General features: G+C 68.6%; 12 protein-coding genes. 1 reads left to right on the top strand and 11 read right to left on the bottom strand.

What is annotated here, in order from left to right:
* Positions 1 to 22 precede the first annotated feature (22 nt).
* Both ptsP and N5I32_RS09955 read right to left on the bottom strand, forming a co-directional pair.
* The gene (gene ptsP / locus N5I32_RS09960; protein ID WP_261495364.1) at positions 23 to 2,269 is read right to left on the bottom strand and encodes a phosphoenolpyruvate--protein phosphotransferase; all 2,247 of its coding nucleotides are present in this window, start codon (positions 2,267 to 2,269) and stop codon (positions 23 to 25) included.
* 89 nt (positions 2,270 to 2,358) lie between these two features.
* The gene (locus N5I32_RS09955; protein WP_261495361.1) at positions 2,359 to 3,234 is read right to left on the bottom strand and encodes a LysR family transcriptional regulator; all 876 of its coding nucleotides are present in this window, start codon (positions 3,232 to 3,234) and stop codon (positions 2,359 to 2,361) included.
* Between the two features lie 222 nt (positions 3,235 to 3,456).
* On the opposite strand from N5I32_RS09955, the gene N5I32_RS09950 reads away from it, so the two are divergent.
* Positions 3,457 to 3,861, top strand: a complete 405-nt coding sequence (locus N5I32_RS09950; protein ID WP_261495355.1) for an ester cyclase — start codon at positions 3,457 to 3,459, stop codon at positions 3,859 to 3,861.
* A gap of 17 nt (positions 3,862 to 3,878) precedes the next feature.
* Here the strand turns inward: N5I32_RS09950 and N5I32_RS09945 are convergent, their stop codons facing one another.
* The 9 genes from N5I32_RS09945 to hutH form a co-directional block, all read right to left on the bottom strand.
* Entirely contained in the window at positions 3,879 to 5,135 is a 1,257-nt protein-coding gene (locus N5I32_RS09945) for an aspartate kinase (protein ID WP_261495354.1), read from the bottom strand.
* A gap of 102 nt (positions 5,136 to 5,237) precedes the next feature.
* Positions 5,238 to 5,894, bottom strand: a complete 657-nt coding sequence (locus tag N5I32_RS09940; protein ID WP_261495353.1) for an SDR family NAD(P)-dependent oxidoreductase — start codon at positions 5,892 to 5,894, stop codon at positions 5,238 to 5,240.
* 73 nt (positions 5,895 to 5,967) lie between these two features.
* Complete coding sequence (locus N5I32_RS09935) at positions 5,968 to 6,390, bottom strand: DUF1178 family protein (RefSeq protein ID WP_261495351.1); 423 nt, start codon at positions 6,388 to 6,390, stop codon at positions 5,968 to 5,970.
* Between the two features lie 53 nt (positions 6,391 to 6,443).
* Positions 6,444 to 6,911 carry an NUDIX hydrolase gene (locus tag N5I32_RS09930; protein WP_261495350.1) on the bottom strand — a complete coding sequence of 156 codons (468 nt, stop codon included), beginning with the start codon at positions 6,909 to 6,911 and terminating at the stop codon, positions 6,444 to 6,446.
* A gap of 114 nt (positions 6,912 to 7,025) precedes the next feature.
* A complete protein-coding gene (locus tag N5I32_RS09925) occupies positions 7,026 to 7,994 on the bottom strand; it encodes a threonine dehydratase (protein WP_261495348.1) in 969 nt (322 codons plus the stop codon).
* Positions 7,972 to 9,246 carry a 3-deoxy-D-manno-octulosonic acid transferase gene (locus N5I32_RS09920; protein WP_261495347.1) on the bottom strand — a complete coding sequence of 425 codons (1,275 nt, stop codon included), beginning with the start codon at positions 9,244 to 9,246 and terminating at the stop codon, positions 7,972 to 7,974. The genes N5I32_RS09925 and N5I32_RS09920 overlap by 23 nt, the downstream gene beginning before the upstream one ends.
* 121 nt (positions 9,247 to 9,367) lie before the next feature.
* The gene (gene hutU / locus N5I32_RS09915) at positions 9,368 to 11,071 is read right to left on the bottom strand and encodes a urocanate hydratase (protein WP_261495340.1); all 1,704 of its coding nucleotides are present in this window, start codon (positions 11,069 to 11,071) and stop codon (positions 9,368 to 9,370) included.
* An 11-nt stretch (positions 11,072 to 11,082) separates the two neighbouring features.
* The gene (hutG, locus tag N5I32_RS09910; RefSeq protein ID WP_261495339.1) at positions 11,083 to 11,886 is read right to left on the bottom strand and encodes an N-formylglutamate deformylase; all 804 of its coding nucleotides are present in this window, start codon (positions 11,884 to 11,886) and stop codon (positions 11,083 to 11,085) included.
* Complete coding sequence (gene hutH, locus N5I32_RS09905) at positions 11,886 to 13,415, bottom strand: histidine ammonia-lyase (RefSeq protein WP_261495977.1); 1,530 nt, start codon at positions 13,413 to 13,415, stop codon at positions 11,886 to 11,888. Before hutH ends, hutG begins: the two co-directional genes overlap by 1 nt.

Here is a 13,415-nt window from a genome sequence, read left to right as displayed (position 1 = left end):
CAGCCGGCCGTTGTGCGGAGGATCAGATGTCCTGTGCGGAAAGCCATGCCATGACGGGCGCGCGGACATTGACGGCACCCTCGGCGCGCGCACCCAGGATCACGTCGCGCAGACCCTCGAGGCTGATCCGGCGGATCAGGTGCTTGACCGGCCCGATCGAGGCGGGGCGCATCGACAGCGTCCTGAGCCCCATCGCGGCCAGGCAGGCGGCCTCGATCGGCCGCCCGGCATCCTCGCCGCAGAAGGACAGATGCGCACCCCCCTCGGCGCAGCGCGACACGATCTGCTCGATGAAGCTGAGGTAGCTCGTGTTCAGCATGTCGTAGCGCCGGCGCACCGTTTCGTTCTCTCGGTCGGCCGCGAAGAAGAACTGCTTCAGGTCATTGCCGCCGATCGAGATGAAGTCGGCGGTCTCGAAGAACTCCCGCGGGGCGAAGGCCAGCGAGGGGGTTTCGAGCATGGCGCCGATCTCGATCCTCTCGGGCAGTATGTGGCCCAGTTGACGCTCACGCTCAATCTCGTCGAGCAGGTGGCGGCGGGCTGCGCGAAATTCGTCCATCTCGGCCACGAAGGGGAACATAACCACCAGCGGGCGCCCGTTCGCGGCGCGGATGAGCGCCTGAAGCTGCATCCTGAGGATGCCCGGCTTGTCAAGGCCCACGCGGATCGCGCGCCAGCCCATGGCGGGGTTCGGTTCCTCCACCCGCTTCATGTAGGGCAGCACCTTGTCGGAGCCGATGTCGAGCGTGCGGAACGCCACCCGCTTGCCCTTCGCCGCCTCGAGCACGCGGGCGTAGATCGCGACAAGCTCCGACCGCTTGGGCACATGCGCGCGGATCAGGAATTGCAGTTCCGTGCGGAAAAGGCCCACGCCCTCGGCCCCCGACCCGGCAAGCGACGGCAGGTCGGCGATCAGGCCCGCGTTCATGTGCAGCGCCACCCGCGTGCCGCAGCGCGCCTCGGCCGGAAGATCGCGCAGCGAGGCGTAGCGGCTTTGTGCCGCGGCCTGCATCGCGATCTTGTCGCGAAAGGCGTTGGCGACCGTGTCCTCCGGGCGCAGGTGCACGATCCCCTGATCGCCGTCGACAAGGATTCGGTCGCCGTTCAACGCCTCGGTCGTGATCCGTTCGGCGTGGATGACCAGCGGGATGGCCAGCGCTCGGGCCACCACGGCGGCGTGCGACCCGACCGACCCTTCCTCGAGCACCACGCCCTTCAGCCGGCGCCCGTAGTCCAGAAGCTCTGCCGGCCCGATGTTGCGGGCCACCAGGATCGGGTTCGCCGGCATCTCCGCCCCGGTGTCCGCGCCCTGGCCGGTCAGGATGCGCAGGAGCCGGTTCGACAGGTCGTCGAGGTCGTGCAGGCGGTCGCGAAGATAGGGGTCCGGCACGGTCTCGAGCCGGGCGCGGGCGGCCGACTGTTCCTTTTCCACCGCCGCCTCGGCCGACAGGCCGCGGGCGATGTCCTCTTCCATCCGGCGCATCCAGCCGCGGGAGTTGGCGAACATCCGGTAGGCTTCGAGGATGTCCTGCTGTTCCTTGTCGCCGCCATCGGTCATCGTCAGCATCGCATCGACCGACAGCCGAAGCTGCGCCACCGCGTCCTTCAGTCGCCGAAGCTCCTTGCGGGGATCGTCGGCCACCGGGTTGGTGATGACCACGCGCGGCTCGTGCAGCCAGACGTGGCCTTCCGCGCTGCCTTCCTGCCCGGTCGCGCCGCGGAACATCACCGGCTGCTTGTGCAACGCCGCCAGCGCCTCGCCCTCGCCCACGAAGGCGCCAAGCTCCGTCATCTCGGCCACGACCATCGCCACGACTTCGAGCGCATAGACCTCGTCGTCGGAGAAGGCGCGCGCCTGCTTCGATTGCACCACGAGGACGCCCAGCTTTTCGCCAAGCCGCTGGATCGGCACGCCAAGGAAGGAGGAATAGATCTCTTCCCCCGTCTCGGGCATGTAGCGAAAGCCCCTTTCGGCGGGCGCGTTCGCGGTGTTGATCGGGTTCGAGGTCTTTGCGACGCGTCCCACCAGGCCTTCGCCCAGGCGCATGCGGGTCTGGTGGACAGATTCCTTCTTCAGCCCCTCGGTTGCACAGAGTTCAAGCGTCTCGTCATCCCGGAAAAGGTAGATGGAGCACACTTCCGTCCCCATCGAATCCGCGATCAGATGGGTGATCCGGTCAAGCCGTTCCTGCCCCGCGCCAGCCTCGGCAAGGGTGTCGCGCAAGCGCCTGAGAAGCTTGCGGCTTTCGCTTTCGGTGCGTTCGGGCATCGAGTCTCCAAGGCGCCCCGGGGGGTACTGGCCTCCTTAGAGCATAGCGCATTGCAAAACGGAACACCGAGATGCACCGCCCGATCACGTCACAAACGGGTCCTCGGCGCCCGCCCCTCGATCAGTTCTGCCTTTTCTTTACGCAAACCGATCAGGAAATCGATCACCGCGCGAACCCGTGGTGTCCTGTGGACGTCGACATGGGTGATGGCCAGCAGATCGGCCGTGCCGACCACCTCGGGCCAGTAGCGCCTGAGTTCCGGATCGCTGTCGCCGATGAAGCAATCGATGAGCGCGACCCCGAGGCCGGCGCGAACCGCCGTGACCATGTGGCCTTCGGTATTGGCGCGCAGGGCGATGCGGCTGCCCGGGAACAGACGGGCGATCTGGCCCGTGAATCCCGCAGTGTCGGGTTCCTGCGGCATGGAAATGATCGGCGGGACCGGCCCGAAGTCGCTGTCCTTGGCGCAATAGGTCGCCATGGCGAAGGGGCCTATCGTGCGGATCACCGCGTCAGGTTCGGTCGGACGGGACAGGCGAAGCGCGATATCGGCTTCGCGCCGTGAGAGGCGGAGCGTCTTCACGCCCGACATGACGGTCACGTTCAGAAGCGGATAGCGCGAAAGGAGGCGGGGCAAAGCCGGCAGAACGAGCCGGTCGATCAGTCCGTCGAGCGCGGTAAGCCGCACCGGCCCTTCGACGCGGGCATCGCTGCCGCTCAGCCGGGTTTCCAGCGAAAGTGCCTGCGATTCCATCTCCTCGGCCCGCGCCACCGCGATTTCGCCCGCCGCAGTCGGGCGAAAGCCGTCGCGCATGCGGTCGAAGAGCCGTGTGGAGAGATGCGATTCAAGCGCGACGATCCGGCGGCCGACAGTCGTCGGATCGACGCCGAGATCGCGCGACGCCGATGCGAGCGATCCCGCGCGCGCCACCGCGAGAACGTATTTCAGGTCGTCCCAGTTCATCCCTGCATTTATGCATGTCTGAGCAGAGAAATCACTTCTTTTTCCGTGGAAGGCTTGGCGGCATACTTTGCGTCACGGGGCGTTTCCAAGTGAAACAACTGATATAAAACAAGAAAATTAAGGAATGGAGTCAGTATTATGCGAATGCGCCGAATTCTTGCGGCCTGCGGGATTGCCGCATGCACCGCTCTTCCAACCCACTCAACGGCCGGGGAGGCCACGATGACCGATACCCAGATCTCTGAATTCGTCTCGCGCTATGAAGCCGTCCTCAACGGCCACGACCTGACCGGGTCGGCGGACCTGTTCACCGCCGATTTCGTCGACCATGCGCCCTGGCCCGGCCACAGCCCCGACGCAGCGGGCTTTGCCGCCGGTCTTGGCGAGATGGTCGCGGCCTTTCCCGACCTGCGCGTCGAGGTGCAGCGCACGGTGGCCGAGGGTGACATGCTGACGACCCATTTCACCCTTAGCGGTTCGCAACTGGGCGCGTTCATGGGGGCGCCGGCAAGCGGCAAGACCTTCAATGTCGAGGCGATCGACATCCTGCGCATGCAGGATGGCCGGATCGCCGAGCATTGGGGCGTCATCGACGCCGCCGCCATGGCGGAACAGCTTGGTCTCTGACCAAGCAGACCTGGCCCTCAGGCCTTTTCCAGTTCGAACGCGTCGTGGAGCGCCTGGACCGCTAGTTCCATGTACTTGCGGTCGATCAGGACCGAGACCTTGATCTCCGACGTCGCGATGACCTTGATGTTGATGTTCTCGGCGGCCAGCGCCGCGAACATCCTTGCCGCCACGCCGGACTGGGAACGCATGCCGATGCCCACGACCGAAACCTTGGCGACGTCGGTATCCACGACGAGGTCGTCATAGACGATCGTGCCCTTCTCGCGTGCGTCCTCCATCGCCTTCTTCGCGCGCGCGACCTGGTTGGTCGGGCAGGAGAAGGTCATGTCGGTGACAGCTACCGTATGGCCCTCGTAGTTCTTTTCGGAGATGTTCTGGACGATCATGTCCACGTTGACCCCGGCTTCGGCCAGGGGTCCGAAGATCGCGGCGGCGATGCCCGGCCGGTCCTCGACCGTCACAAGCGTGATCTTGGCTTCGTCGCGGCTGTAGGCGACGCCCGAGACGGCTTTCGATTCCATGATATCCTCCTCGTCGCAGACCAGGGTTCCGGAGTTTTCGTCAGTATCCTCGAAGCTGGACAGGACGCGCAGCTTCACCTTGTAGCGCATGGCCAGTTCGACCGAGCGGGTCTGCAGCACCTTGGCACCCAGCGAGGCCAGTTCCAGCATCTCCTCGAAGGCGATGCGGTCAAGTTTGCGCGCCTTGCCGCAGATGCGCGGATCGGTCGTGTAGACGCCGTCCACGTCGGTATAGATGTCGCAGCGCTCGGCGGCGAATGCCGCCGCGAAGGCGACCGCGGTCGTGTCGGAGCCGCCGCGGCCCAGCGTGGTGATGCGTCCCTCGGCCGAGATGCCCTGGAAGCCCGCGACAACCGCGACCTTGAAGCCTTCGGCGAACTTGGCGTCAAGGTGCTCGCGCGGGATCGAGACGAAGCGCGCCGCGCCATGGGCCGAGGTGGTGTTGATCGGCACCTGCCAGCCCTGCCAGGACCGGGCGGGAATGCCCATCTCCTGTAAACGCAGCGCCATCAGCCCGGCGGTGACGTTCTCGCCCGAGGCGACGACCGCATCGTATTCGCGCGCATCGTAAAGCGCCGAGGTCGCCTCGACCCAGCCGACGAGTTCGTTGGTCTTGCCCGACATGGCCGAGACGATGACGATGACGTCGTAGCCGCGTTCGACCTCGCGCTTCACCTTCTCGGCGGCGTTGGCGATGCGGTCGAGATCGGCCACCGAGGTGCCGCCGAATTTCATCACGAGAAGCGGCATTCCGGCCCCCCCAAGTTGCGCGCGCCCGGCGCCCGAGTCAAACCGCGCGCTTCATAGGCGCGCGGGGGACGAAGGGCAAGGGCGTTCCTGAGGGCCTGCGGCTCAGAACGGGATCGGCTGCCCGTCGTGGTTCTCGAAACAGCCGGAAGTGGCAAGGGAGAGCGCGTCGAAACGGGCGAGCAGGTCGCGGGCCGACACCGCGGGCGGGACGTTGGCACCCGACCCGCCCATGTCGGTCATGACCCAGCCGGGGTGATAGATGCCGACGGCGATGCCCTCGGCCCGCAGGTCGGTGGCAAGGTTGCGCCCGAGGTTCAGGACGGCGGCCTTGGAGGCGCGGTAGATGTAGCTGCCGCCGGGTGCGCGCGCGTCCGACCCCATCGCCGAGGACAGGATCGCGATGCGCCCCCGCGCCGCGCGAAGCCCCGGCAGAAGCGCCTGCACGGTCAGGAAGACGCCGGTGACGTTGACCGCGAAGGTTTCCGCCCAGGCGTCGGAAGGATAGCCGGTGTCGATGCTCTCGCCCTGGTCGATGTAGATGCCGGCGTTGCACACCAGCAGGTCAAGCGGCTTTGCCCCCCAGCTCTCCCCCAGCATGCGCAGGGTGTCGGGCCGCGTCACGTCAACGGGATGCCAGCCGTCAGGATCGCCCGAAGCCGCTTCCCGCGCCGTTCCGTGCACCTCGTCGCCACGCGCGGCACAGGCGTCGAACAGCGCCCTGCCGATGCCGCGCTTCGCCCCTGTGATCAGAACGCGCATGGTCCGTCCTTCTTCGTTGTCCGGATACTCTCGGGGGGATGCGCCCGCAGGGTGCAGGTGGGCCTGCGTCCGCTCAGTTGGTCTTGCGGGCGGGCATGAAGGGCAGGGGCGCGACCGGCACGCCGTCTTCCAGAAGCTTCTTCGCCTCCTCGATCCGCGCCTCGCCGTAGATTGAACGGTCCGGCGCCTCGCCCGAATGGATGCGTCGAGCTTCCGAGGCGAAGTTCAGCCCGACATATTCGGAGTTCTCCTCGACCTCGCGCCGCATCTGCGCCAGCGCCTTCTCGATGTCAGTCCCGGGGGCAGAGAGCGGCCGTTCGGCGGCCTTGCGCGCGGGGCGGACGGCCGGCGCCATCAGGTCCTTCGTGACCTTCGCCGATCCGCAGACGCCGCAGGTGACATGGCCCGCGGCCAGAAGCGTGTCGAACGCCTCGGCCGACTTGAACCAGCTTTCGAAGCCGTGGTTCCGGTCACAGGTGAGCGTGTAGCGGATCATGGTGCGGTTCGATCGGGACGGATACCACTGACTTATGGACGGCGACGGCGAAGTCAACCGTCCTCGCCAGCTTGCCGGTCCGGGTCGAACTCTGCAAGCAGAAGCGCCAGTTCCGGTTCTGCCACCCGTGCGGCCGCCTTCTTCGGGCTGAACCACTTGCGCACGCGCTGTCCCTTCTCGGGGAAGTCGTCCTTCAGCCGGCGCACGCGGACGGGATAGACGGCGACGATGCAGGGTTGCCGCGTCCCGTCCTTGAGCACCTTGTCATAGGCGTAAAGCCCGCTGCACCGTGCGTCCGGGTCGCCCTCCACGCCGGCCTCCTCGAAGGCTTCGCGCAACGCGCATTCGGCGCCCGACTTCCCTTTCATGGGCCAACCCTTGGGGATGACCCAGCGGCCGGTGTCGCGGCTGGTGATCAGAAGCACCTCGGTGCCGCCCTTCGCCGTCCTGCGATGGCAAAGGGCCGCGTATTGTGTCAGCGCCTCTTCGGCGCCGGGGCTTGTCCCGTCGGCTGTCTTCACTGCGCGATCCGGGGCCCTTGCGCGCCCCGCCTTCCGTTTCAGTCCTGCCATCCGTCTGCCCGTCTGATGCGGGCTTTTCCCCTTGTTACCATGAAAGGGGCCGGGATTCTACCGTCACGCCGCGGGCGTCGCCCCGCCCAGGATCGCGCGGTAGGGCGCGGTGTCGATGTTGCCCCCCGACAGGATCACCCCCACGCGCCGGCCCTGCATCCGCTCCCTCTCCGCGATGAGCGCGGCAAGGGCGGCGGCGCCGGCCCCCTCGGCCAGGTTGTGGGTTTCGGTGAAGTAGAGGCGGACCGCTTCGGCGATCCGGTCTTCGCTGACGGCGACGATGCGTGCGGCTCCGGGGCCGTAGATCGCCAGCGCTTCCTCGACCGGAACGCGCACCGCCATGCCGTCGGCGAAGGTGCGGGCGCTGTCGGTCGGGATCGGCCGGCCCGCCTCGGCCGACAGCTTGGCGGTCAGCGCATTGGCGGCGACGACGCCCACGACCTCGGTCGGCAGGCGCAGCGCGTCGCGCGCGGCGATCACGCCGCAGATGCCCGATCCGCAGCCGATCGGGACATAGACGGTGTGAAGCCGCGGCGCTGCCCTGAAGAATTCGAGCGCGTAACTCGCAACCCCGCGCACAAGCTCGCGGTGGAAGGGGGGAACCGGGAACAGGCCCTCGACCTCGGCCACGCGCATCGCTTCGAGCCGCGCCTCGTCGAAGTCGTCGCCATGTTCGCGCAGTTCGGCGCCGAAGGCGCGCATGGCGGCGTTCTTCTCGACCGAATTGCCGCGGGGCACATAGACGACCGCGCGCAGCCCCAGCGCCGAGGCGGCGCGGGCCTGCGACTGACCGTGGTTGCCGCGCGTTGCGGTGACGATGCCGCCGTAGCCCGGATGTTCGCGCGCGAGCCAGTCCATGAAGGTGATGCCGCCCCGGACCTTGAAGGCGCCGGTCGGCCCGTGGTTCTCATGCTTGACCCAGACCTCGGCGCCGATCCGGGCGCCAAGCGCCGGCCAGGCGTATTGCGGCGTCGGCTCCATGTGGCGGTGGACAAGGCGGGCGGCGGTCTCAAGTTCGGGCAGGGTGAACATCGCGGGGCCTTCGGGACAGCGCCGCGTCAAGCGCGGACAGGAACGGGGAGAGCGCGGCGGCATCGGCACCCCGAAGGGCCGCACGCGCGCGCCCGGCAAGATCGGCCTGCGTGGCCGGGTCGGCGAGGCGGAGGATCTGTTCGGCCAGGTCACCTGCGCCGGTCACGCGGACGGCAGCCCCCGCGGCATGAAGCGCGGCATAGGCTGGCGCTGAATTGGCCACATCCGGCCCGTGCAGGATTGCCGATCCGTGGGCCGCCGGCTCATAGGGCGTGTGGCCGCCCCGGTCCGTCAGCGATCCTGCGACGAAGGTCATGCCCGCGCCCGCATACCACAGGTCCATCTCGCCCATCGTGTCGGCGAGGTAGACGGCGGTATCCGCGCCCGGCACCTCGCCCTTCGAACGGGTGGCGAAGGCAAGGCCCGTGGCTGCGATCAGGCGCGCGATCTCGGCGCTGCGCCGGGGGTGGCGCGGGGCCAGGATCAGCCGCAGCGCCGGGTTGCGGGCCAGCGCGGTCCGGAAGGCGGCCAGGATGATCTCTTCCTCGCCGGGATGGGTGGAGGCGGCCAGCAGCGTCGTCGCGCGCGGAAATGGCAGCGCGGCGGAGGTGCTGCGGGGCACGAAGGCCGCCTTGAGGTTCAGGACCGGGCCAAGCCGGTCCTCGGGCAGGCCGAGCGCCACGAAGCGGCGTGCGCTGTCGTCGTCCTGCGCCGAAAGCCAGGCGATCGCACCCGTGACATGGCGGGCAAGGCGCGGAAAGCGCGACCAGCTGCGATGGCTTTTCTCCGACATGCGCGCGCCAAGGACCAGCACGGGGATGCCGCGCGCCGCGCATTGGCCAAGACGCTCCGGCCACAACTCGTTCTCCACGACGATCAGGGCGGAGGGGCGGGCGACCCTCAGGAAACGGCGGATGGCGCCGGGCGTGTCGGCGGGTGCCAGCCGCGCGGTCACGCCCTCAAGGCGCCAGCTTTCGGCAAGCTCGCGCCCCGTCGCGGTGTTGGTGGTTATGACAAGACCGGTTCCTGGGTGCCGGTCGAGGATGGCGCGGATCGTCGGCCGGGCAGAGGCCAGTTCCCCGTTCGAGGCGGCATGGACCCATATCGCGGGGGGGCTGGGCCAGGGCGGGGCAAGGGCCAGGCGTTCGGCCAGTCCATGCGGCTCGCCCCGCCCCGCGAGCGTCAGCCAGGCCTGTCGCAGGACAAGCGCAGGCGGGACGAAAAGCGTCAGGATCAGACGGTAAAGCCACATGGTCGTGCCGATCTTGCACGGCTGGCGCCCCGCGGCAAGCGGGGGAGGGGGCGCTGCCCCCTCTCCGGGCCGGGGCCTGCATGCAGCCCCGGAGTATTTGCGCGCCGAAGAGGCTTGCCGGTCAGTTCCCGAGGATCGCGGGAAGGCGCAGGCCCATGTCCTTCGCGTGCCGGAGCGCGATGTCGTAGCCCGCGTCGGCATGGCGCCAGACGCCGGAGGCCGGGTCGTTCCAGAGAACGCGTTCCAGCCGCCGGGCGGCCTCGGGCGTGCCGTCCGCGACGATCACGACGCCCGCGTGCTGGCTGAACCCCATGCCGACCCCGCCGCCATGGTGAAGCGACACCCAGGTCGCGCCCGAAGCGGTGTTGACAAGCGCGTTGAGGAGCGGCCAGTCGGAAACCGCGTCAGACCCGTCCTTCATCGCCTCGGTCTCGCGGTTGGGGCTGGCGACCGATCCGCTGTCGAGGTGGTCGCGCCCGATCACCACGGGGGCGGAAAGCTCGCCCGAGGCAACCATCTCGTTGAACATCAGCCCGGCGCGGTGGCGGTCACCGAGCCCGATCCAGCAGATGCGCGCGGGCAGGCCCTGGAAGGCGATGCGCTCTGCCGCCATGTCGAGCCAGCGGTGCAGGTGATGGTTGTCGGGGAAGAGCCGCTTCATCGCCGCGTCGGTCTTGCGGATATCCTCCGGGTCGCCCGAGAGCGCGCACCAGCGGAAGGGGCCGATGCCCTTGCAGAAAAGCGGCCGGATGTAGGCGGGGACGAAGCCGGGGAAGGCGAAGGCGTTCTCCAGCCCCTCGTCCCTGGCGACCTGGCGGATATTGTTGCCGTAGTCGAGCGTGGGCACGCCCGCGTTCCAGAAATCGACCATCGCGGCGACATGCACCTTCATCGAGGCGCGGGCGGCCTTCTCGACGGCCCTGGGGTCGGTCTCCTGCTTCGCGCGCCATTCCGCGACGGTCCAGCCCAGCGGCAGGTACCCGTGCAACGGGTCGTGCGCCGAGGTCTGGTCGGTGACGATGTCGGGGCGCCCGTTCGGAACGCCATGGCCGCCCGCCTTCATGCGCCTGACAAGTTCGGGGAAAACCTCGGCCGCGTTGCCGAGAAGGCCCACGGACTTCGCCTCTCCCTTCGCGGTCCAGTCGGCGATGAGCGCCAGTGCCTCGTCGAGCGTGCGGGCCTTGGCGTCGACGTAGCGGGTGCGGATGCGGAAGTCGATCCGCGTCTCGTCGCATTCGACGGCCAGGCAGCAGGCGCCCGCCATGACCGCCGCGAGGGGCTGCGCGCCGCCCATGCCGCCGAGGCCCCCGGTCAGTATCCACTTGCCGGTCAGGTTGCCGTCATAGTGCTGGCGTCCCGCTTCGGCGAAGGTCTCGTAGGTGCCCTGAACGATGCCTTGCGTGCCGATGTAGATCCAGGACCCGGCGGTCATCTGGCCGTACATCATCAGGCCCTTCTTATCCAACTCGTTGAAATGGTCCCAGGTGGCCCAGTGCGGCACGAGGTTCGAGTTGGCGATCAGCACGCGCGGCGCGTCGGCGTGGGTCCGGACGACCGCGACCGGCCGGCCGGACTGGACGACGAGGGTTTCGTCAGCCTCGAGGTCCTTCAGCGTCGCGACGATGCGGTCGAAGTCGGTCCAGGTGCGCGCGGCGCGGCCGATGCCGCCGTAGACGACAAGCTCGTGCGGGTTCTCGGCCACGTCGGGGTGCAGGTTGTTCATCAGCATCCGCATCGCGGCCTCGGTCTGCCAGCTTTTCGCGCTAAGCGTGGTGCCCGTCGGCGGAAAGATGTCGCGGGTGTTCTTGCGGTCGAGGTCGGCCATGGAGGTCTCCGTCAGGAAAGGGCGCCCGAACGGGCGAGCGTGTCGAGGTCGGTGAGGATCGCGCCGAGGGTGGCGCGCAGCGGTTCGGCCCGGGCGGGGTCATAGGCCCAGGGGGCGTGTTCGGCGGACAGGTAGGCGCGCTGGGCCAGTTCCATCTGGATCGCGTGGACCTTTTCGGCGGGTCGGCCGTAGTGGCGCGTGGTCCAGCCACCCTTGAAGCGGCCGTTCAACACATGGGAAAAGCCCGGCGCTGCGGCGCAGTGGCGATGGGTGGCGGCCTCGATCGCGGCAGCGCAGGTCTCGCCGTCGTTGGTGCCGATCGAGAAGACCGGCAGGAGCCCGTCGAACAGGAACGGGATCAGCGACCGGATCGAATGGCAGTCGTAAAGCACCGCGACGCCGTGGCGGGCCTTCACACGCTCGACCTCGGCCGCAAGGGCCGCATGATAGGGCGCATGGAACGCGGCGCGCCGGGCGAGGATTTCGTCCGCGGAAGGCTCCTGCCCCGGTTGCCAAATCGGGTTGCCGTCGAAATCGGTCAGCGGGCAGAGGTTGGTGGTGTTCTGCCCGGGGTAGAGCGAGACGCCCGCCGGGTCGCGGTTGGCGTCGATGGCGTAGCGGTGGACGTTCGAGGAGACGACGGTCGCGCCGGGCAGGAGCCCGTGGTAAAGCCGCGCGATGTGCCAGTCGGTATCGGCCAGCGCCTTCCCGGTGGGATTGAGCCGGGCGGTCAGGTCGTCGGGCAGCCAGGTGCCGCCGTGGGGCATCCCGAGGATCACCGGGCCGTCGCCAGGCGTGACGGTAAAGACATCCATCACCACAGCTCCGGCAGCCGGACGCCCGCGGACATCGCGACCTCTCCGCTGGCGACGAGGCGCGCGGCGGCTTCGAGGTCAGGCGCAAGATAGCGGTCCTCGCCCAGCGTCGCGACGTCGCGGCGCAGGCGGGCCAGCGCGCGGACGAGCGGGGCGGAGGTGGTGAGGGGGGCGCGAAACTCGATCCCCTGCCCGGCGCACAGAAGTTCCACGCCCAGGATGCGGTCTAGGTTCGCGACCATCCGCATCAGCCGCCGCGCGCCATGGGCGGCCATGGAGACGTGGTCTTCCTGGTTGGCCGAGGTCGGCGTGGAGTCGGTCACGCAGGGTGTAGCCAGGTGCTTGTTCTCGCTCATCAGCGCCGCCGTCGTCACCTCGGCGATCATCAGGCCGGAGTTCAGGCCCGGATTCGGGGTCAGGAAGGGCGGCAGGTCGAAGGAAAGCGTCGGATCTACCATCAGCGCCACCCGGCGCTGGGCGATGGCGCCGATCTCGCTGACCGCCAGCGCGATCATGTCGGCGGCAAAGCCCACCGGTTCGGCGTGGAAGTTCCCGCCCGAGACGATCAGCCCGGCCTCGCTCAGCACCAGCGGGTTGTCGGTGGCGGCGTTGGCCTCGACCTCGAGCGTGCGAGCAGCCATGCGCAGCACATCCATCGCCGCACCCGTCACCTGCGGCTGGCAACGGATGCAGTAGGGGTCCTGCACGCGGCTGTCGCCCTCGCGGTGGCTTTCACGGATTTCCGAGCCATCCAGAAGCGCGCGCATCGTCGCGGCGGCCTCGATCTGGCCGGCGTGACCGCGCAGGTCATGGATTTCGGGTTGCAGGGGCGCGGTGGAGCCCATGATCGCGTCGGTGGACATGGCAGAGATGACCAGCGCCCCCTGCGCCGCACGCCAGGCCTCGAACAACCCCGCAAGCGCGAAGGCGGTGGAGAACTGGGTGCCGTTGATGAACGCGAGCCCCTCTTTCGGCCCCAGCGGGATGGGCGCGAGGCCGGCGGCCGCCAGCGCCTCGGCACCGGGCATGACGCGGCCCTGATAGTCGGCCTCGCCCGCGCCGATGATGACGGCGGTCATGTGGGCGAGCGGCGCGAGGTCGCCGCTGGCACCGACTGAGCCCTGCGCGGGGATGACCGGGGTCACGCCGCGTTCCAGCATCTGCTCCAGCAGTTCTATCAGTTCCCACCGCACGCCCGAGGCGCCGCGGCCCAGCGACAGAAGCTTCAGCGCCATCATCAGGCGGGCATGGCCACGGGCAATCGGTTCCCCCACGCCGCAGCAATGGCTGAGGATCAGGTTGCGTTGCAGCGTTGCCGTGTCCTTCGGCGCGATCCGAAGGCTGGCGAGCTTGCCGAAGCCGGTGTTGACGCCGTAGACCGGCGCCTCGCCCGCCGCGGCGGCGGCAATCGCGGCGGCGGCGCGATCCACGCCGGCCCTGGCCGCGCGGTCAAGCCGGACGGGCAGTTCCTCGAAATAGACACGGGCCAGGTCGGCGAGCGATGCGGCGCCGGGGGTCAGGGTCAGCAC

The organism is Albidovulum sediminis (assembly GCF_025380365.1).
GTDB classification, from domain to species: domain Bacteria; phylum Pseudomonadota; class Alphaproteobacteria; order Rhodobacterales; family Rhodobacteraceae; genus Albidovulum; species Albidovulum sediminis.
Note: the sequence above shows the minus strand (reverse complement) of the source record. Positions and strands in the feature narration are given on the sequence as shown.

Coding starts and splice junctions, on each gene's coding strand:
- N5I32_RS09955 (WP_261495361.1), bottom strand. CDS start 3,234: ATGAACTGGGACGACCTGAAATACGTTCTCGCGGTGGCGCGCGCGGGA.
- N5I32_RS09950 (WP_261495355.1), top strand. CDS start 3,457: ATGACCGATACCCAGATCTCTGAATTCGTCTCGCGCTATGAAGCCGTC.
- ptsP (WP_261495364.1), bottom strand. CDS start 2,269: ATGCCCGAACGCACCGAAAGCGAAAGCCGCAAGCTTCTCAGGCGCTTG.
- N5I32_RS09945 (WP_261495354.1), bottom strand. CDS start 5,135: ATGCCGCTTCTCGTGATGAAATTCGGCGGCACCTCGGTGGCCGATCTC.
- N5I32_RS09940 (WP_261495353.1), bottom strand. CDS start 5,894: ATGCGCGTTCTGATCACAGGGGCGAAGCGCGGCATCGGCAGGGCGCTG.
- N5I32_RS09920 (WP_261495347.1), bottom strand. CDS start 9,246: ATGTGGCTTTACCGTCTGATCCTGACGCTTTTCGTCCCGCCTGCGCTT.
- hutU (WP_261495340.1), bottom strand. CDS start 11,071: ATGGCCGACCTCGACCGCAAGAACACCCGCGACATCTTTCCGCCGACG.
- hutG (WP_261495339.1), bottom strand. CDS start 11,886: ATGGATGTCTTTACCGTCACGCCTGGCGACGGCCCGGTGATCCTCGGG.
- N5I32_RS09935 (WP_261495351.1), bottom strand. CDS start 6,390: ATGATCCGCTACACGCTCACCTGTGACCGGAACCACGGCTTCGAAAGC.
- N5I32_RS09925 (WP_261495348.1), bottom strand. CDS start 7,994: ATGTTCACCCTGCCCGAACTTGAGACCGCCGCCCGCCTTGTCCACCGC.